The organism is Streptomyces endophyticus (genome assembly GCF_035798155.1).
GTDB lineage: Bacteria > Actinomycetota > Actinomycetes > Streptomycetales > Streptomycetaceae > Streptomyces > Streptomyces endophyticus.
In genome coordinates, this window is the sequence record NZ_JAOZYC010000131.1 from 25,486 (window position 1) to 44,278 (window position 18,793).

General features: G+C 71.0%; 16 protein-coding genes and 1 pseudogene. 11 read left to right on the forward strand and 6 right to left on the reverse strand.

The window, feature by feature from the left end; genetic code table 11:
* Positions 1-26: 26 nt before the first annotated feature.
* Positions 27-1,916, reverse strand: coding sequence for an ABC transporter ATP-binding protein (locus OKJ99_RS22600; protein WP_326019112.1), 1,890 nt, complete (start codon positions 1,914-1,916; stop codon positions 27-29).
* A 156-nt stretch (positions 1,917-2,072) separates the two neighbouring features.
* On the opposite strand from OKJ99_RS22600, the gene OKJ99_RS22605 reads away from it, so the two are divergent.
* Together OKJ99_RS22605 and OKJ99_RS22610 are read left to right on the forward strand one after the other, a co-directional pair.
* Positions 2,073-4,355: a glycoside hydrolase family 3 N-terminal domain-containing protein gene (locus tag OKJ99_RS22605; RefSeq protein ID WP_326019114.1), complete on the forward strand. Its 2,283-nt coding sequence runs from the start codon at positions 2,073-2,075 to the stop codon at positions 4,353-4,355.
* A gap of 14 nt (positions 4,356-4,369) precedes the next feature.
* Complete coding sequence (locus OKJ99_RS22610) at positions 4,370-5,149, forward strand: crotonase/enoyl-CoA hydratase family protein (protein ID WP_326019116.1); 780 nt, start codon at positions 4,370-4,372, stop codon at positions 5,147-5,149.
* A gap of 18 nt (positions 5,150-5,167) precedes the next feature.
* Here OKJ99_RS22610 and OKJ99_RS22615 read toward each other — a convergent pair whose 3' ends face one another.
* Entirely contained in the window at positions 5,168-6,037 is an 870-nt protein-coding gene (locus OKJ99_RS22615) for a GNAT family N-acetyltransferase (RefSeq protein ID WP_326019118.1), read from the reverse strand.
* A 136-nt stretch (positions 6,038-6,173) separates the two neighbouring features.
* Here OKJ99_RS22615 and OKJ99_RS22620 point away from each other — a divergent pair.
* Positions 6,174-6,996 (forward strand): annotated as a pseudogene (locus tag OKJ99_RS22620) (SAM-dependent methyltransferase).
* 134 nt (positions 6,997-7,130) lie between these two features.
* Positions 7,131-7,307: a hypothetical protein gene (locus OKJ99_RS22625; protein WP_326019120.1), complete on the forward strand. Its 177-nt coding sequence runs from the start codon at positions 7,131-7,133 to the stop codon at positions 7,305-7,307.
* A gap of 224 nt (positions 7,308-7,531) precedes the next feature.
* On the opposite strand, the gene OKJ99_RS22630 is transcribed toward OKJ99_RS22625, so the two are convergent.
* A complete protein-coding gene (locus OKJ99_RS22630; RefSeq protein ID WP_326019122.1) occupies positions 7,532-8,215 on the reverse strand; it encodes a hypothetical protein in 684 nt (227 codons plus the stop codon).
* A gap of 120 nt (positions 8,216-8,335) precedes the next feature.
* A complete protein-coding gene (locus OKJ99_RS22635; RefSeq protein WP_326019124.1) occupies positions 8,336-8,656 on the reverse strand; it encodes a hypothetical protein in 321 nt (106 codons plus the stop codon).
* A gap of 711 nt (positions 8,657-9,367) precedes the next feature.
* Here OKJ99_RS22635 and OKJ99_RS22640 point away from each other — a divergent pair.
* Positions 9,368-9,769, forward strand: coding sequence for a DUF5958 family protein (locus OKJ99_RS22640; protein ID WP_326019126.1), 402 nt, complete (start codon positions 9,368-9,370; stop codon positions 9,767-9,769).
* 428 nt (positions 9,770-10,197) lie between these two features.
* On the opposite strand, the gene OKJ99_RS22645 is transcribed toward OKJ99_RS22640, so the two are convergent.
* A complete protein-coding gene (locus OKJ99_RS22645; RefSeq protein ID WP_326019127.1) occupies positions 10,198-11,109 on the reverse strand; it encodes a YceI family protein in 912 nt (303 codons plus the stop codon).
* Positions 11,110-11,388: 279 nt separating this feature from the next.
* On the opposite strand from OKJ99_RS22645, the gene OKJ99_RS22650 reads away from it, so the two are divergent.
* From OKJ99_RS22650 to OKJ99_RS22670, 5 genes are all read left to right on the forward strand, one after another.
* Positions 11,389-12,606 carry a hypothetical protein gene (locus tag OKJ99_RS22650; RefSeq protein WP_326019129.1) on the forward strand — a complete coding sequence of 406 codons (1,218 nt, stop codon included), beginning with the start codon at positions 11,389-11,391 and terminating at the stop codon, positions 12,604-12,606.
* Complete coding sequence (locus tag OKJ99_RS22655) at positions 12,603-13,772, forward strand: hypothetical protein (RefSeq protein WP_326019131.1); 1,170 nt, start codon at positions 12,603-12,605, stop codon at positions 13,770-13,772. The genes OKJ99_RS22650 and OKJ99_RS22655 overlap by 4 nt, the downstream gene beginning before the upstream one ends.
* Before the next feature lie 137 nt (positions 13,773-13,909).
* On the forward strand, positions 13,910-15,061 hold the full coding sequence (locus OKJ99_RS22660; protein WP_326019133.1) for an ROK family protein: 1,152 nt from the start codon (positions 13,910-13,912) through the stop codon (positions 15,059-15,061).
* A 25-nt stretch (positions 15,062-15,086) separates the two neighbouring features.
* Positions 15,087-16,103 (forward strand): Gfo/Idh/MocA family protein, encoded by a 1,017-nt coding sequence (locus OKJ99_RS22665; RefSeq protein WP_326019135.1) that lies wholly within the window; start codon positions 15,087-15,089, stop codon positions 16,101-16,103.
* A complete protein-coding gene (locus OKJ99_RS22670) occupies positions 16,100-17,128 on the forward strand; it encodes a Gfo/Idh/MocA family protein (RefSeq protein ID WP_326019137.1) in 1,029 nt (342 codons plus the stop codon). Before OKJ99_RS22665 ends, OKJ99_RS22670 begins: the two co-directional genes overlap by 4 nt.
* Here OKJ99_RS22670 and OKJ99_RS22675 read toward each other — a convergent pair.
* Positions 17,125-17,733, reverse strand: coding sequence for a TetR/AcrR family transcriptional regulator (locus OKJ99_RS22675; protein WP_326019139.1), 609 nt, complete (start codon positions 17,731-17,733; stop codon positions 17,125-17,127). The two genes, OKJ99_RS22670 and OKJ99_RS22675, sit on opposite strands and share 4 nt — an antisense overlap.
* 107 nt (positions 17,734-17,840) lie before the next feature.
* Between OKJ99_RS22675 and OKJ99_RS22680 the strand changes: the two genes are divergently transcribed.
* Positions 17,841-18,785: an alpha/beta fold hydrolase gene (locus tag OKJ99_RS22680; protein WP_326019141.1), complete on the forward strand. Its 945-nt coding sequence runs from the start codon at positions 17,841-17,843 to the stop codon at positions 18,783-18,785.
* Positions 18,786-18,793 lie beyond the last annotated feature (8 nt).

The following is an 18,793-nucleotide window of genomic DNA, read 5'->3' on the forward strand; positions in this document are numbered from 1 at the left end:
CGCCTCAATCGCCGGCGGGGCTTGGATTACGCCGCCTCCACGACACCTTCCGCCCCGAACTGGGTCCGGTACAGCTCCGCGTAGCGGCCGTCGCTCACCACCAGTTCCTCATGCGTGCCGCGCTCCACCACTTGTCCCTCCTCCACCACGAGGATCAGATCGGCGGAGCGGATCGTCGACAGGCGGTGGGCGATGACCACGGCCGTGCGGCCCTCCAGCGCCTCGGCGAGCGCCTCCTGCACGGCCGCCTCGGAGGTGTTGTCGAGGTGGGCGGTGGCCTCGTCGAGGATGACGACGCGCTGGCGGGCGAGGAGCAGCCGGGCGATGGTCATGCGCTGGCGCTCGCCGCCGGAGAGCCGGTAGCCGCGTTCGCCGACGACCGTGTCCAGGCCGTCCGGCAGGTCGCGGACGAGCGCGTCGAGGCGGGCGCGGGTCAGCACGTCCCACAGGTCGGCCTCGCTCGCTTCGGGGCGGGCGAGCAGCAGGTTCGCGCGGATGCTTTCGTGGAAGAGGTGCCCGTCCTGCGTGACCATCCCGAGCGTGGCGCGCAGCGAGACCGCGCTGGTGTCGCGGACGTCGAGGCCGCCGATGCGGACGGCCCCGCCATCGGTGTCGTAGAGCCGCGGCAGCAGCGACGCGATGGTCGACTTGCCGGCTCCGGACGAGCCGACGAGTGCCACCGTCTGGCCGGGTTCGGCGCGGAAGGAGACTCCGTGCAGCACCTCGGCGCCGCCGCGCGTGTCGAGGGAGGCGACCTCTTCGAGGGAGGCGAGGGACACCTTGTCGGCGGACGGGTAGCCGAAGCGCACGTCGTCGAACTCGACGGCGACCGGGCCGTCCGGGATCGCGCGGGCGTCGGGCTTCTCGTCGATGAGCGGCTTGAGGTCGAGCACCTCGAAGACCCGCTCGAAGCTGACGAGCGCGCTCATGACCTCGACGCGGGCGCCGGCGAGCGAGGTGAGCGGTGCGTACAGGCGGGTCAGCAGCAGCGCCAGGGAGACGACCGCGCCCGCCTTCAGGGTGCCGGTCAGCGCGAAGTAGCCGCCGAGGCCGTACACGAGGGCGAGCGCGAGGGCGGAGACGAGGGTGAGCGCGGTGATGAACGCCGACTGCGCCATGGCGGTGCGGACGCCGATGTCGCGCACGCGCCGCGCGCGTTCCGCGAACTCGGCCGACTCGTCGCCGGGCCGCCCGAACAGCTTGATCAGCGTGGCGCCCGGCGCGGAGAACCGCTCGGTCATCCGAGTCCCCATGGCCGCGTTGTGCGCGGCGGCCTCGCGTTGCAGACGGGCCATGCGGGAGCCCATGCGGCGGGCGGGGAGCACGAAGACCGGCAGGAGGACGAGGGCGAGCAGCGTGATCTGCCAGGACAGCGTCAGCATGACGGCCAGGGTCAGGATCAGCGTGACCACGTTCCCGACCACACCCGACAGCGTGTTGCTGAAGGCGCGCTGCGCGCCGATCACGTCGTTGTTGAGGCGGCTGACCAGGGCTCCGGTGCGGGTCCTGGTGAAGAAGGCGACGGGCATGCGTTGTACGTGGTCGAAGACGGCCGTCCGCAGGTCGAGGATGAGGCTTTCGCCGAGGTTCGCCGAGAGCCAGCGGGCCAGCAGCCCGATGCCCGCCTCCGCGAGCGCGATGACGGCGATGAGGACGGCGAGGCGGATGACGTGGCCCTCGTCGTGACCGCCCACGATCGCGTTGACGACCGAGCCCGCGAGCATCGGTGTCGCCACGGCGAGCAGCGCGGTCAGGATGCTCAGGAACACGAACTGGGCGATGCGGCGCCGGTGCGGCCGGGCGAAGACGGCGATCCTGCGAAGGGTCGCGCGGGCGAAGGGACGGCCCTTGGGCCCGCCGTCCTGGGCGTTCATGACGCTGTGCAGCTGCGTCCAGGCTGTGGTCTCCATGCTCATGCCGATGACGTTATGACCTCAACCAATCTTGAGGTCAAGAGCTGGGCGACATCCCGGCCACACCTCTTGACCCTTGAGTAACCGGAACGTAACTTCGCTTCAATTCTTGTGCCCACCACACAAGTTGTGGGCCTCGACCTATCGGGAAGCGAACACATGCCGCAGCTGCACAGGCGTACCCTGCTGTCCGCGATCGGCGTCACCGCCGCCGCGAGTGCCGTCGTGACCAGCCCGGCCAGTGGCGCGACCGCCGCGGCCGCCGCGACCGAGGGAAAGCGGAAGCTGTACGAGCCCAAGGTCCAGAGTCTTCTCGCGCGTATGACTCTCGAAGAGAAGCTGGGCCAGCTCCAGCAGCTCCCCTGGTCCTACGACCTCAATCCGGGCTCCGGCACGACGAAGGCGGTCGAGGACGCGGCGCGGGCCGGGCGGGTCGGCTCCGTGTTCAGCATCTTCGGCGCGAAGACCACCAACGAGTTGCAGCGCCTCGCCGTCGAGGAGTCCCGGCTCGGCATCCCGCTGCTGCTCGGGCTCGACGTCATCCACGGCTTCTGGACCAACTTCCCGATCCCGCTCGCCCAGGCCTCCAGCTTCGACCCGGACGTGGCCCGCTCGGACGCCGAGGTGTCCGCCAAGGAGGCCCGCTCCAACGGCGTGCACTGGACGTTCGCGCCGATGATGGACGTCACGCACGAGCCGCGCTGGGGCCGCATCGCCGAGGGCAACGGCGAGGACCCGTATCTGACCGCCCAGTTGGCGGCAGCCAAGGTGAAGGGCTACCAGGGCTCCGGATACGGCTCGAAGGACACCGTCGCGGCGTGCGCGAAGCACTTCGTGGCGTACGGCGGCGCCGAGGGCGGCCGCGACTACAACACGGTCGACGTGTCCGAGTCCCGCCTGCGCAACCTCTATCTCCCGCCGTTCAAGGCGGCGTTGGACGCGGGCGTCGCCACGGTGATGGCCTCCTTCAACACCATCAGCGGCGTCCCCGCGCACGGCAACGCGCACACCCTCACCGACATCCTCAAGAAGGAGTGGGGGTTCGAGGGTCTGGTCGTCAGCGACTACACGGGCGTTCAGGAGCTGATCGCGCACGGCTTCGCCGAGGACGGCGCGGACGCGGCCAGGCTCGCCCTCAACGCCGGCGTCGACATGGAGATGACCAGCACCCACCTCCTCACCAACGGCAAGAAGCTGGTGCGCGCCGGGAAGATCCAGGAGCGGCGGATCGACGACGCGGTGGCCCGCGTGCTCCGCCTCAAGTACGAACTCGGCCTGTTCGACGACCCGTACGTGGAGGAGTCGAAGGCGATCAACGAGCCCTCGGCGGACGCCCGCAAGGCGGCGCGCACCGCGGCGGCCCGCTCGATGGTGCTGCTGAAGAACGAGCAGGACACGCTCCCGCTGAAGAAGTCGGCCGCGTCCCTCGCCGTCGTCGGCCCGTTCGGCGACTCCTCGGATCTGCTGGGTACGTGGGTGGTGCCCGCGTCGGCCGAGAAGTTCCCCGCGGTGAAGGTGCTCGACGCGGTGAAGAAGGCGGCGCCGGACGCCAAGGTCAGCTACGCGCGCGGCGTCGACCCGGAGGGCAAGGAAACCGGCGGCATCGCCGACGCGGTGGCCGCCGCCAAGGCGGCGGACGTCACGATCGTGGTCGTCGGCGAGCCCTCGTCGATGAGCGGCGAGGCCGCGGCCCGCAGCGACATCTCGCTGCCGGGCGCGCAGGAGAAGCTGATCGCGGCGATCGCGGAGACGGGCAAGCCGTTCGTGGTGGTCCTGGTCGGCGGCCGGCCGTTCACCGTCGGCGACTGGCTGGACAGCGCCCCGGCCGTCCTTGAGGCCTGGCACCCCGGTATCGAGGCGGGCAACGCGATCGCGGACGTCCTGTTCGCCGCGGTCAACCCCGGCGGCAAGCTGCCAGTCTCCTTCCCGCGCACGACCGGCCAGATCCCGATCCACTACAACCACGAGTCGACGGGCCGCCCGTACGACAAGGACAACAAGTACACGTCGAAGTACCTGGACCTGCCGCCGACCCCGCAGTTCCCCTTCGGGTACGGCCTCAGCTACACGACGTTCGCCTTCGCCGCGCCGAAGCTGAGCCGCTCCTCGATCCCGGCGGGCGCCCTGCGCAAGGGCGACACCTTCGAGGTGTCGGTCGAGGTCCGCAACACCGGCTCGCGCTCCGGCGACGAGGTCGCGCAACTGTACGTACGCGATGTGGCCGCCTCGCTGACCCAACCGGTGCGCAGGCTGCGCGGGTTCAAGCGGGTCGCGCTGGACGCGGGCGCGTCGACGACCGTCCGGTTCCAGCTCGGCGCGGAGGACCTCGGCTTCTGGACGAACGACTCCAGCGGCGAATTCCGGGTCGAGGAGGGCACGTTCGAGCTGTACGTGGGGAACAGCTCGACGGCGGATGCCAAGCTGAAGCTCACCGTCACCTGACCCCGGAGGTCCTCATGCAGGTCCGCGTCGAACGCGCAGGCCACGTCACCACGGTCGTCCTGTCCCGCCCCGAGGCCCGCAACGCGGTCGACGGGCCGACGGCGGTCCAACTGGCCGACGCCTTCCGCGCGTTCGAGGCGGACGACGGGGCGCGGGTCGCCGTGCTGTGGGGCGAGGGCGGCACGTTCTGCGCGGGGGCCGACCTCAAGGCGATCGGTACGGAGCGCGGGAACCGGGTGGCGGAGGACGGGGAAGGTCCGATGGGCCCGACCCGGCTGCGCCTGACCAAGCCCGTCATCGCGGCGGTGGCCGGTCACGCGGTGGCGGGCGGCCTCGAACTCGCCCTCTGGTGCGATCTGCGGGTCGTGGAGGAGGACGCGGTGTTCGGTGTCTTCTGCCGCCGCTGGGGCGTGCCGCTGATCGACGGCGGCACGGTCCGGCTCCCCCGCCTGATCGGCGAGAGCCGTGCGAGCGACCTGATCCTGACCGGCCGCCCCGTCCCGGCGCAGGAGGCGTACGAGATCGGACTCGCGAACCGCCTCGTGCCGCCCGGTGGCTCGCGCGCGGCGGCCGAGACGCTCGCCGCGCGGATCGCCGCCTTCCCGCAGGACTGCCTGCGCAGCGACCGGGCGTCCCTGCGGGAGCAGCACGGCGAGGACGAGGCGACGGCGATGGGCACCGAACTCCGTTATGGCATGGGCGTGTTGGGCGGGGCACTCGAAGGGGCGGGCCGGTTCGCGGCGGGGGCGGGGCGACACGGAACGTTCGAGGAGCGCGGGCCGGAACGCGACTGAACCGGAGCCGCGCGCCTCTCACCCGAGTTCAAGCGTCGTCACTCCGAAGACTCGTTCCTCGGCGAACGCCCGCACTGGACCGGTGTACATCCGGGCCGTCTCGAACCCCGGTTCAAGACCCCGCCCCTCCGCGAGGGCGACGGCCGCCCGGTTCGAGGCCGGAACGTCGAGGCCGACCGGCCTCCCCGCCGGAGCGAGCGCGTCGAACAGGACACGCGCGTCGTCCGGCGTGTCCGCGAACAGCGGCCCGATCCGCGGCATGTCCCGCCCCTCGCGCAGCACCCCGTACCCGGTGACGCGCCCGCCGACGACGCGGGCGCGGACCACGTGCCCCTCCGTGGTCAGCCAGGATTCGAGGAAGCGGGGCCGGTCCGCCGGGTAGCAGGCGCTGTCGTACGCGAGGAGGGGCGCGAGGAGGGGCGCGAGGTCACCGTCGACCGGCACGACGCCGTCGGCGGGCGCGGCCGTGCCGCCGGCCGCGATCCCGGTGAACCGGATGGTGCGGTGGGCGAGTTCGAAGCCGGACTTGCGGTAGTTGCCCTGCTGGGCGACGACGCCGTCGAGCCCGACGGTGCGCCCGCCTGCGTGCGTGAGCCCGGCCTTCCAGGTGGCGATGCCGTGACCGCGGCCGCGCAGATCGGGACGCACGAGGTAGCACCCCAGGAAGGCATAGTCGTCCCCGTAGTTGACGACGGAGACGGCGGACACCGGCTCACCGTCGATCCGGCCGAGGAAGAACCCGTCCGGGTCCTGGGCGAAGAAGCTGACCCCGTCCGCGAGGCCGGGATTCCAGCCCTCGTCGGCGGCCCACCCACGGATCACCGGCCAATCGTCCAGCGTGGCCCGGGAGATGTCGAGGCGTGCGGGACGCCGGGGGACGTCACTCATGCGCGATGCTCCTGTCTCAGATCCCATTCCGCCCCGCCATCCTCTCCCATTGCGGCCACACACTTCGCACACGTACGGCAGGATGTTCGTGCAGGCGCTCTCACATGCCCGGACGACAAGGGAGTTGCAGCCACCCATGCCCTCGACGCCCGACACATCCCCCACCCCACCGCGCATCGACACCAGCAGGCCGCACCCGGCGCGGGTGTACGACTGGTACCTCGGCGGCAAGGACAACTACCCGGTGGACGAGGAGCTCGGCCGGCAGATCACCACGCTGGAGCCGACGGCCAAGTACGCGGCGCGGCACAACCGTTGGTTCATGCACCGCGCGACCCGGATGCTCGCCGCGCGCCGGCGTCACCCAGTTCCTCGACATCGGCACCGGCATCCCGACCGAGCCGAACCTGCACCGCATCGCCCAACTCGCGGCGCCCGAGGCAAGCGTCGTGTACGTCGACAACGACCCGATCGTGCTGCGGCACGCGGAGGCGCTGCTGCAGGGCACGCCGGAGGGGATCACCCGCTACGTCCAGGCCGACGCCCGCGAACCGGACCGGATCCTCGAACTGGCCCGGGAGATTCTGGACTTCGAGCGCCCGATAGCGGTGTCGTTGATCGCACTCCTGCACTTCATCCCCGACGACCAGGGCGCGTACGACATCGTTCGCACCTTCGTGGACGCCCTGCCCACAGGCAGCTACTTGGTCCTGTCCCATGTGGCCTCGGACTACGACCCGTCGCGCACGCAGCAGGCGATCGACATGTACGCGGCCGGCGGGGTCACGCTCGCGCCGCGCACGCACGAGGAGATGACGAAGTTCTTCACAGGGACCGGACTCGAACTCGTGGACCCCGGCGTGGTCTGGCTCCCCGACTGGCACCCGGAGTTGGCCGTCGACGAGGACCGGGACGGATCGCCGGTACCGATGTACGGGGCGGTGGGCCGCAAGAACTGAAGTGACCTGAGCGACCAGGCCACTTGAGAGTGACAGGACTCACCACGCCCATGGGCATGACGAAGCTCACACATGGCGATAGCCACGTGACGGACCGCAGCGAATAGGCGTGCGGATCCCCTACGCTCTTTCACATGTCCGCCATACGAGTCCCACGCACCGTACGGTCCGCCGACGTGGTCAACGAGCAGATTCGTGACCTGTGGGCGCGCACGGGTGGGCACCTGAACCCCGAGGACCGCGCCGAGTACGAGTCGCTGGTCACGGAGTGGGCGTCCGCGATCGGCAGTGGGGTCGCGCAGCGCGCGTGACCCCACCCCGCGGCCGCCCCCGCAGTCAGGACCGCCAGTCAGGACTGCGGACGAGAGCCGTGATTCGCCGCGTGCTTGCGGCGCGCCTTCTTCTTCCGACGACGCTTCGAGGACATGGGACCTCCCAGGTCAGGAATGGGACATTTCGCCCATTAGCCTTCCATGGAGGGCATCCGGCCGCGAACGGACGCGCGGACGGACTCCTACCCCAGGTGAACACCTTGCTACGGAGTGTGGTGAACATCCGGCGGCAGGTCGGCGGACACGGCGGCGTCCTCCGGGTAGGTGGCCTGGTGGGCCGCCGTACGGATGTGCAGCGCCGCCTGGCGCTCCTGGCGGGACCGGCCGCGATGCACCTCGGCGGTTGACGCGTCATCCTGAGCGAGGTGTTCGTGATGCCGGGCCACCATGTCGTGTGCGTCGGCCAACCTGGCGGCGGCGGTGAGGTACCGCGCGTGAAGTTGCTGCACGTAGATGTCCAGGTTGGCCTGCCGCGACATGTCGGCGCTGTCGAGCAACCGGCCCGAAGTGGCGATCTCTTGCTGAGTCGCCCAGTCCTCGCGGGCCTTGTGGGCCACCGCACGAGCTACGTTGGCGTCGGCGCGCGCCATCCGGTCCTCACTGGCCGCGAGCAGCGCCCGCGCCCTGTCGCTCGCCTCCTGAGAACGCTGCAGCGCGCTGGGGGCCTCCTCGCCGGCAAGGCGGGCCCGACGGTCCTCACGCCCCTCCCGAGCGTTCAGATCCCGCTCCCGCTCGTCGGCACCGACCTCCCGCTCATCCGCGACGGCCTCCCGCACGTCGGCGTCCGCCTCCCGCTCATCGGCCTGCCGGTCACGCTCGGTGCCGGCGTCCGCCCACGGGCCGATGACATCGCTGAAGGTTGAACTATCTGGAGGGTCGGTTCCCACATAGCCAGTATTCAGCCGTCGCGCTCTGTTATCAAGGCGCACGTCGGCCTGGACCGCCGCAACGAGGTGCTTGGCGTAGGCGGCATGCCGTCGAGATCGACGGGCGACCACCTGCACTGCTCAGGCTCCGACATGCGCTGTAAGACAGGACGTCATCACACCTGCTGGCGTGGTGATCTCTGCCAGGAACGTGAGCCGCGTACCGGGGTAGTTTTCCTGGCAGACAGTGAGTGGCGCGCCTGTGTCGAGTTCTGTGACATCGACGAAGGCCGTGCACTGGTAGGCCGGCACGTCGAAGCCCTTGTATTCGGCGCTCCCTGTGGCCCAATTCGTGCTGGAGAGCGTCAAGCATCCGCCGCTCTCGATGATGTCGGCGTTGTCAACGTAGACGCGGGCGAGGGGGGCGGGGCCGCAGAGGGTGTCGATGGTCGGCGAGTACATGGGTGATCCCAGCGCACAGACTTGCGCCCGAGGCTCACATGCGGCGGGGCCAGTGGGCTGCTTGTACCGGATGTGTATGCAGGCAGGTTCAGCGAGTGGGCCGGCAGGACTGGGTTGCAGTGCCTCGGTAGAGGTAGCACGGGGTGGGTGTGCCTCGGCCTTGGCAGTGTGCGTTCGCGTCGCCGTCACAGTAACCGCCGGCGCGGATGTGACCGTGGGTGTTTCGGCCCTCGCAGCTATCGCTCGTCTCCCGCCCGGATGAGTAATGAGGGTATAGCCGGAGCCAAGGACGATCAGACCGAGTAGGGCGGCGAGCGCCACGGACTTCCACCGGCGCTGTCGGTCCTGCGAGGGGATGATCGGCAGGTTGTTCAGAGTGTCGCTGTTGTGGAACCGCTCCAAATCCTCGTCCGGGCGCGGTGGCCGTTGCGGGCTCGGCTCGTCCATAGCCCCCCCCTCAGCTGCGAAGCCGACAGGCTAAAAGCTGCCTGCCCTACAGAAGAGCGGTATGTCTGAAGTTGCCGACGCTTGTTCGCCTGGCCGCTTACACGGACCGGAGTCGATCGAGTCCGTCCCTGGGGAGCACCAGCTCGTAGTAGCCACCCGTCAAGAGTCCGAGAGTCTTGGCACTTGGCACTCCAGCGCTCCTTCGTGATCTGGTTCGATGACTTTGCGAAGTAGGCAGCCAAGTGTGTTGTGGAAGGGGGCGGGATGGACGAACGCGCCGTCATGCTGAACGAGTTGGCGCAAGGCATCCGTCGCCTTTCTCAGGGAGTCGGCTGGTTCGAGGGCCTCGCCGACAACGAGCAGTTCCAGGTCCTGCGCGACCTGGCCGGATTTTGTATCCAAGCCCGCGCAACCAGCGACGACGGGCTGGAGAGCATCCGCAGAGCAGGTATCCGGCCCACCCACACTCCGGCCGTGCTGATCACGCGTGGACGCCTCACCGAGCAACTGGCAAAAATCATCAACCTTCCGCAGGACGAGCGGGTCAAGTCATTCCGGCTGCTGGTCGCACTTCTTGGCGTCGCCGATGACCGGCGGCGGCTCCGGACATGCACTGGCGGGTGCGGGCATGCCTGGCACCAGTTGAGGACCGAAGCCGACACTTAAACGACTACCGCGTGGTCATCGGCATCGTGCGGAATCTCGATGATCGTGCGATGGCCGCGAGCTGTGGTCGTGCCCACTTCTGTGGTGGCGGGGCGCCATTGTGCCCTTGCCGGAGGAGCTTCAGCCACGGGAAGCATTTGGTCTCGGTGCCGCACAGATTCGGCGTGATGGCGCTGCCGCCGCACGAGCACGGATCCTCTGCACCGCGGCACATTCGCCGCAACACGGCCGAGGGCGGACGGTCATCGGCCGCTGGTGCGAGGAGCCTCAAAGATCTCCCCAGGTTCTCCCCGACGTCCAGATGTGCACCGCGCCGCCAGGCTTGCCGTCCGATGGAGTGGGTGACGCGAGTGACGCGACGCCTTCCGGCGTCGCGTCACTCGCGAAAACGCACCACCCGCGCGGGAAGGAACCCGCAGGCCATCCCCCTACTCCGGCGGCGTCGGCGTGTCCGCGCTGCGGTACATGGCCTGGAGGTCCATTTCGAGCTTGACCGTGGGGCCGACGACCGCGATGCCCTTGGCGAGCATGGTGCGCCAGTTCAACGTGTAGTCCTCGCGGTGCAGTTCCGCCGTGGCGAGCGCGGCGCAGCGCAGTTCCTCGGCGTAGCCGCCGTTGACGACGCCGAGGTAGCCGGTCTCGAGGTCGACCGTGCGGCTCACGCCGTGCATCGTGAGGGCGCCCTGGACGGTCCACTTGGAGCCGCCCCGGTAGATGAAACGGTCCGAGCTGAAGTGGACGTACGGGTAGTTCTCGACATCCAGGAAGTCGGCGGAACGCAGGTGGTTGTCGCGGGTGTTGTTGCCCGTGGTGATCGACGCGGCGTCGATGCGGACCTCGACGCGCGAGTCCGCCATGTCGGGCGCGATCTGGATGCCGCCCTCGAAGCGCGTGAAGCGGCCGTGGACGTGGGCCATGCCGACGTGCTTGGCGATGAAGCGGATCGCGGTGTGCGGCGGGTCGAACATCCAGGTGCCGGGCTGCGGCAGTTCCGGCGAGCGGCCCACGTGCAGCTGGATGCCGGTGAGCGGCAGCGTCTCGCCCTCGACGACCTCGACCGTCTGCTGGAACGGCTCCAGGCCCTCGGCCGCGATCAGGACGCTGTAGCGGCCGGGCTGCAGCGTGACGAAGATGAGGCCGAAGGGGTCGGTCGTGGCCTTCACCGAGACGCGCCCGCTCTGCGATTGAGTCACCGTCACCTCGGCGCCCGGCATGGGCTGACCGAACGGGTCGGTCACCTCACAGTGCACACCACCCGCGCCCGGGGGCACGGAGTGGGCTGGCCCGCCCCCTCGCCCTGCCGAACCGGCGCCCTTACGGCGAAACAATGCGAGGGGCATGAGGGGCCTTTCTTGGACATCTGTACGAGCGCGCCCACCTTGCCATGCGCCCCGACTGCCCAAATGGGACGGAGTCCCGTATTCCGGCAGGCAGGAACCCGCCAATTCACAAGACCCACACCTTTCCGACGCCACCCGCCCCCTGGACGTCACCCTTCTCCCCTCGCCCCCCGTGCGTGTTCACAGGTTCTCCAAAAGGCGTTGACGGCACAGGAAGCGCTCTGGCAAGGTCACGAACCCGGCGCCACCCCCACGTGGGACCGAGGAGATCCCCACCCGATGAAGTCAAGGCACACCTCCGCCCACAGGGCCGCGCCACGCGACTCCGCCCTGCGGCGATTCGCCGAGACACACTGGGCCAGGGAGCCGGTGGTCGTCCCCGACGCCCCGGCGCTGGGCCTCGACCCGGCCGACGCCCACGCGATCCTCCGCACGGCGGCCGAGCACTCCGATTCCCCACCCCTGCACCTGGCCACGGCCGACGGCATCCTGTGCGAGCCGGGACCGCTCCTGCCCGGCCCCGCCGACCGGAGTCTCGGCGGGTACATCGCGCGCCTCGCCTCCGCGCCCTCACTCGGCGGCGACGGCTGGCTGCTGACCGCCTCCGACCCGCTCTGCCGGGACTTCCCGGCATGGTCGCGGGTACGGGACGCCCTGGCCGGGCTCTGGCGGTACGTCGGGTGGCCCGCGGTCCCGGTGGCCGCCGAGCTGGCCGTCGGCGACCGGCACCGCGCCGTCACCGAGTCGGGCGACCCCGGCGCCGCGTCGCTCACCTGGGTCATCGACGGCGAGCTGAGCGTGCTGGTACGCCCCGAACACACCGGAACCGAGTACGAACTTCGGGCCAGGGCGGGTGACTTGGTGCACTGGCCCGCCGGGAGCCGACACCTCGATCACCGTACGGGACCGTGCACGACACTCCGGGTGAGCGTGCCCGCCCGGACGGCCTCGGCCCTGCCGCTGGTCACGGAGGCCGTCCACGGGCTGACGCGAAGATGCGCCCCACACACGGACACCCCTGTCGCACTCCCCCATCCGCTGCCCGCGAGGGCCGACGGACGGTTGGCGCTGCCCGCTCAACTCGCCGACTCCGCACGCCTGTTCACGGACACTCTCGCCGATCCGGACGTCGAGCGGGCCCTGCTCGCGCGCTGGGCCGGGCTGCGCTCCGCGGCAGGGCTGAATCCGGCGCCCGCGCCTTGCCCCGCCGTGCCCCTCACCTCCCGACACCGATTACGACGTGTCACCGAGGTCATCCGGGTCGCCACCGGTCCGGATGACGCGCTGTGGGCGGCGAACGGGCATGTGTGGCCAGTACAGGGCCGCGCGGCCGACCGCGTGCTCACCGGCCTGCGCACGACACACCAGGACACCACCGTGGCCGACCTGGCCCGCTCATCGGGCCTGTCCGACCGCTCTCCTCACCTGCACGGCCTGCTCCGCGAACTGTGCCGTTCACGGGCCGTCGCGGTCACCCCACCGGAGCCGCGCCCGTGACGGCGGGCGCCGCCACCCCGATCGACGTCCTCCGCCCCGTCGACGGGTCCGTCGACTGGCGCCGCCTCGCGGAGGACCACTGGGACCGCCGCCCCGCGCTGCTCCGCCCGGTCCGCGCCCCTGGCCCCGCCGCCCCCTTCGACCCCCACGAGGTCTTCGAGGGCGCCGTCGCCGCCGCGCACCACGCCACGGCGGATGCCGACGGACGGGTGCGGTTCACGCTGGGGCCGCGCCGCCTCACCGACCCCGGCGATCTGCTGCCCCGGCCGGAGGACGGCTCGTTCGCCGCCTACGACCGTCGGCTGAAACGGCAGTTGGGCGAGACACCCTTCGCCCTCGTCGTCCGGGAACTGCACGCGGGGCACCATCCGCTGTGGGCCCGGGAGCGGGCCTTCCTCACCGGCCTCTGGGACGAGGTCGGCCGGTCCCTGACGCCCATCGGCACGGCGCTGTGCCACGGCACGTCCGCGCCGCCACGCCCCCTGCCCTCCCGCCACCGCGCAGCAACGTTCCTCTACGTCCTCCACGGCCGCCACCGAATCCGCCTCACAGGGCCGGGGAACCGGCTCTGGGCGGCCACGGCGGTCCCCGGCGACCTGCTCTACTGGCCCGCCGACCACGAGCACACCGTGGCCGCACCCCGCTCCCCCGCCACGACCGTGCACATCACCGTTCCGCGCACACCCTCGCCGCTCATCGGCCATTCCCCCTCGCACGGGACGTGGGGCGCCGTCGACACCCTCGTACCGGACGGTGAGCCGCCCGACGACCTGCCCGGCACGCTGCCTCCGGCCCTCGCGGCGGCGCTCGACCACCTCCGCCGGGAGACCCGCCGCGCGCCGCTCCACCGGCGGCTGGCCCACGAGGTGTTGCGGCATGCCACGGACGGCGGCCTTCGCCCGGTGCCGGCGCCCACACGGCCCGGCTACTTCACCGACGACGACGCGGTGCGGGCCACGGAACGCGTGGTGTGGATGCCCGCCGGCGGACACCGTCTCGTCGCGGCGTGCGGACACGTCACGCGGACCGGCCTCACGGCGCGCGAACTGGGCGCCCTGATCGGCCGCTTGAACGGTGGCGAACCGCTGCCGGTGAGCGAACTCACGCCGTCCGCACGCCGGTTGCTGGCGCGGCTGTCCGCGTTCCGCGCCGTGGAACGCCTGTAGGGCCCCGCCCCCGGTCCAAGTCCCGCCGCGATACGCAGGACTTCTGCGAAATTATCGTACGGGTGGGGTTCCTTGGGCTCCGGCCTTGTGCAACAGTCCTGCACAACTGGACCGACGACGCGGCGGAGGCACAGCCCATGGCCGGGCGCGACCGGGCTCGCGGGCACGATCTCGCGGCCCTTCGTGGGCTCAACACCGCTGTGGTGCTACGGGCGTTGCGCCAGGAGAGCCCGCAGACGGTCGGCCGGCTCACCGGCTCTACCGGTCTGTCCCGACCCACCGTGGAGGCCCTGGTCGAGGAGCTGGCCGCACGGGGCTGGATCGCGGAGACGACCACGCCGCCCGCCGTACGTTCCCCGGGGCGGCCCGCGCGCCGCTTCCGGTTCCGCGCCGAGGCCGGGCACGTCGTCGGCGTCGACATCGGCCTCAAGAAGCTGGTGCTGCTCCTCGCCCGCCTCGACGGCGCCATCGTCGCGCGGCACCGCGAGGAGTTCCCCGCGGACCTGACCGGCGCGGAGCGCATCGAGCTGCTGCGCACCCGGCTGCGCGCCTTCCTCGCCGATCAGCGGCTCGGCCCGCACGACGTGTGGTCCGTCGGCATCGGTGTGCCGGGCATGGTCGACGACACCGGCCGGATCCGCTCGGTGATCGTCCCGGACTGGACCGACCTGGACCTGGCGGCCCGGCTCAGGGGTGAACTCCCCTGCCCGGTACTCGTCGAGAACGACGTGAACCTCGCGACGCTCGCCGAACACTGGCAGGGCGCCGCCGCACTCGCCGACGACGTGGCGTGCGTGCTCGTCGGACGGCGCATCTCGTGCGGCGTGATGATCGGCGGGCGGCTGCACCGGGGGCGCCGCGGCGGAGCGGGCGAGCTGGGCATCCTGCCGCAGCTCGGCCTGAACGCTGCCGGGGACGCACTCGGCTGGGACGGCGCGCCGCTGCCCGGCGAGTCGGAGACCGACGCGCTCGCGCGGGCCGTGCGCGCCGAGGACCCGAAGGCGCTCGCCGTCCTGGACCGCTACCTCGCCGGGGTCGCGCCCGGCATCGCCGCGCTCGTCCTCGCCCTCGACCCCGAACTCCTCGTCCTGTCCGGCGCGTTGGCCCCCGTCGGCGACCCACTGGGCCCCCTGCTCGCCGCGCACCTCTCCCCCTTGACCCTCCACGTCCCCCGCATCGCGGTCAGCACGCTGGGCCGCGAGGGCGTGGCCCTCGGCGCGGTGCGCCGCGCCCTTGACGAGGTGGACAGCCACCTCCTGGACGGGGCGGGTCCTTCGCGCCGCAGCTGAACACCCGCTCTCCGAAAGGAGCTTCATGCCACCCCTCGATGTGGGCCTGATCGGCGCCGGCGGTATCGCCCGTGCCCATCTGCCCGCCTGGACCGCCCTGGGCGCGCGCGTCACGATCCTGTCCACCGACGGTCGCGCGGAACAACTGGCCGCCAAATACGCCGAGTTCGGCGTGACAGCGGTGCAGAGCCTTGCCGAACTGCTCGACCGGAGCACCGTCGTCGACGTGTGCACCCCTACGTACACGCACCGGCAGCTCGTCCTCGGCGCGATCACCGCGGGCAGGCACGTGGTGTGCGAGAAGCCGCTCTCGCTCGATGTCGCCGAGGCCCGGGAGATGGCGGACGCGGCGCGGGCGGCCGGGGTGCTGCTGTTTCCCGCTCACGTGGTGCGGTACTTCCCCGCGTACGCGGCGCTCGCCGGCGCGGTGGCGAAGGGGGAGATCGGGGATCCGGCGGTGCTGCGGTTCACGCGGTCCGGGTGTTTTCCCGTGTGGGCGCCGTGGTTCTCCGACCCCGCGCTGTCGGGCGGCATCCTCGTCGACCAGATGATCCACGACCTGGACTTCGCGCGTCTGCTCGCCGGAGACGTCGTGCGGGTGCACGCGCAGGTGCGCGGCAAGCAGGACGCGGGCGCGGTCGCAGGGGACGTGGCGACCGGGACCGCGGTGCTCACGCACGCCTCCGGCGCGGTCAGTCATGTGCTCGGTGTGTGGGGGCTGCCGGACCTGCCGTTCCGGACGACGTTCCGGATCGCGGGGCCAGGCGGGATCCTGGAGCACGATTCGACCGCCCACCGCGGCTTCCGGGTGCTGGCGCAGGGGACGCGTCCGCGCGGTGAGGGAATTCCGGGCAGCCCGATGACGGAGAGCCCGTATCTGACGGAGCTGCGGGAGTTCGCGGCGGCCGTCCAGGGCGGTCCTGCGCCCCGCGTGACGGCGCACGACGGCGTCGAGGCCGTGCGGATCGCGTGCGCCGCCGCCGAGTCCGCGCGTACGGGCGCGCCCGTCGAACTCAAGGTGACCGAGGAGGCCGGGCTGTGAAGGGCGTACAGGACGTGAAGGTGGGTGTGCTGTCGTTCGCGCATGTGCACGCGGGCGGATTCGCGCGGCAGCTCGACGCGATGGACGGGGTGGAGGTGCTCGCGGCCGACCCCGACACGGATCTCGCGGCGCCGGGCGAGGTCCGGGGCAAGGACTTCGCGTCGCGGATCGGCGTCAACTACGTCGACACGTATGAGGAGTTGTTCGCTTGGGGGCCCGACAAGGTCGTGGTCTGCTCGGAGAACGTGCGGCACCGGGAGCTGGTCGAGCGTGCGGCCGCGCACGGCGTCGACGTGCTGTGCGAGAAGCCGCTCGCCACGACGCCCGAGGACGGCGCGGCGATGGTCGAGGCGTGCCGCGCCGCGGGCGTGCGGCTCGCGGTGGCGCACCCGGTGCGGTTCAGCCCGGCCTATCTCGCGGTGCGCGAGGCGGTGCGGGCGGGCACGACGGGTGAGGTGCTCACGGTGGCGGGCGCCAACAACGGCTATATGCCGGGGGCCAGGAGCCGTTGGTTCACCGATCCCGAACTCTCCGGCGGCGGCGCCGTCATGGACCACACCGTGCACGTCGCGGACCTCCTCGACGACCTCTTCGAGGCCTCCCCCGCGCTCACCGTCTACGCGCAGACCAACAACCTGCTGTACGAGGGCCGGGCCGCGGTCGAGACGGCGGGCCTGCTCACCGTGACGTACGCGAACGGGGCCGTCCTCACGCTCGACTGCAGCTGGAGCCAGCCGGGGCACCATCCGGCGTGGGGCGGGCTCTCTATGCAGGTCGTCGGCGAGCGGGCGGTGTTGGAGATGGACGCCTTCGACCAGAAGGTGCACGGCTTCAGCGAGACGGCGCGGGCAGCCGTGGAACTTCCGTACGGCGTCGACCTGGACGCGCTGATGCTGCGGTCCTTCCTGTTCGGAGAGGGCCCCGTGGAGGTGACCGACGGCGCGGCCGGGCTGCGCGCGGTGCGGATCGTGGCGGCGGCGTACGAGTCGGCACGGACAGGGAAGACGGTGCCGGTGGCCGGCTAGGGCGCGCCGTTCGGGTCGGGCCGGGCGTTCAAGGCGTGCGACAGCGCGCCCATGCTGATGTCGACGACCGTGCGCAGCTGCTTCCGGCTCGCCCCGGACCTGCTCAGCACGGCCAATGACTGGTTCACCGCCGCGAGATGAACCGCGAAGTCGTCGGCATCGTTCCCGGCCAGCCCCGCGGCGTTCAGGGCGGTCCGCAGTCGCGCGCACTGGGCGCCCAGGGCTTCGGTGGCACGTGCGGCGATGGTGGCGCTGAGCACCGGTGACGCCATCGCGGTCTGGGCGACCAGGCATCCATCGGGTACGTCGGGGTCGGCGATGCGCTCCAGGGTGACCTCGAAGAACGCCCGTACCGCCTGGAGCGGTTCCTCGGGCGCACGGGAAAGCGCCTGGTCGTACCTGGTTCCGTACCGCGCGGCGTAGCGGTCAAGGCAGCGCAGGTAGAGCGCGTCCTTGTCGCCGAACGAGGAGTAGAGGGAACTGCGGTTCAGTCCGGTCGTCCTGGACAGGTCGTCGACCGACGTGGCGGCGTGTCCGGCCCGCCAGAACTGGACCATTGCCGCGTCGAGCACGACGCCCACGTCGAACTGCTTCTTCCCGGCCATCACGCACGCACCTCGTTCTCGGACTTCTCTGACTTCTCCGACCAGCCGTTGTGGCGCTGCCCATCCTATCTTGAACTATTCAGTTCAAGATGCCTTAGGCTCGTGGAATGACCGACGACACCATGACCTCGAACCGCTCCCGCGACCGGAACCCGTTCCCCGGGCTGCCGCTGCACGACCTTGCGGGCTTCACTCACCACTGGGTCGACGCGGCGGGAATCCGCCTTCACGCCGTGGAAGGCGGGCGGTCGGCCGGTCCCACCGTCGTGCTGCTCGCCGGGTTCCCGCAGACCTGGTGGGCCTGGCGAAAGGTGATGCCGGGACTTGCCGAGCGCTTCCGCGTGATCGCGATCGATCTGCCGGGGCAGGGCCACTCCGACCGCCCTCACGGGGCCTACGACACCCACACCGTCGCTTCGCACGTCCAGGCCGCACTCGACGCGCTCGACGTGCCGACGTACTGGCTCGTCGCCCACGACATCGGGGCCTGGGTGGCCTTCTCGCTCGCCCTCATGCACGAAGAGCGCCTGCACGGCGTCGCCCTGCTCGACGCCGGCATTCCCGGAGTCACCCTCCCGGACTCGATCCCGACCGATCCCGAGCGGGCCTGGAAGACCTGGCACTTCGCGTTCCACCTGGTGGCCGAGCTGCCCGAGACCCTCCTCACCGGCCGCGAGCGCGAGTACGTCGACTGGTTCCTGAAGGCCAAGACGCTCCTCCCTGACACCTTCGACGACGCGGAGATCGACCACTACGCCGCCGCCATCGCGACCGAGGGCGGGCTCCGGGCATCTCTCGCCTACTACCGCGACGCGACGGAGTCGGCGCGCAGGAATCATGAAGCTCTCGGGCGGGGAAACCTGACCGTCCCGGTCCTGGGAATCTCCAGTTCCCATGGCTCGATCCCCGACATGGCCGCCTCGATCGGCCCGTGGGCGGAGAACGCGACCAGGGCCCTCATCCCACAGGCCGGGCACTTCATCCCCGACGAGCAGCCCGAGGCAACGGTGGACGCGCTGACCGCGTTCATCGATCCCGAGCGCGTCGGGTAGTTCGCCGG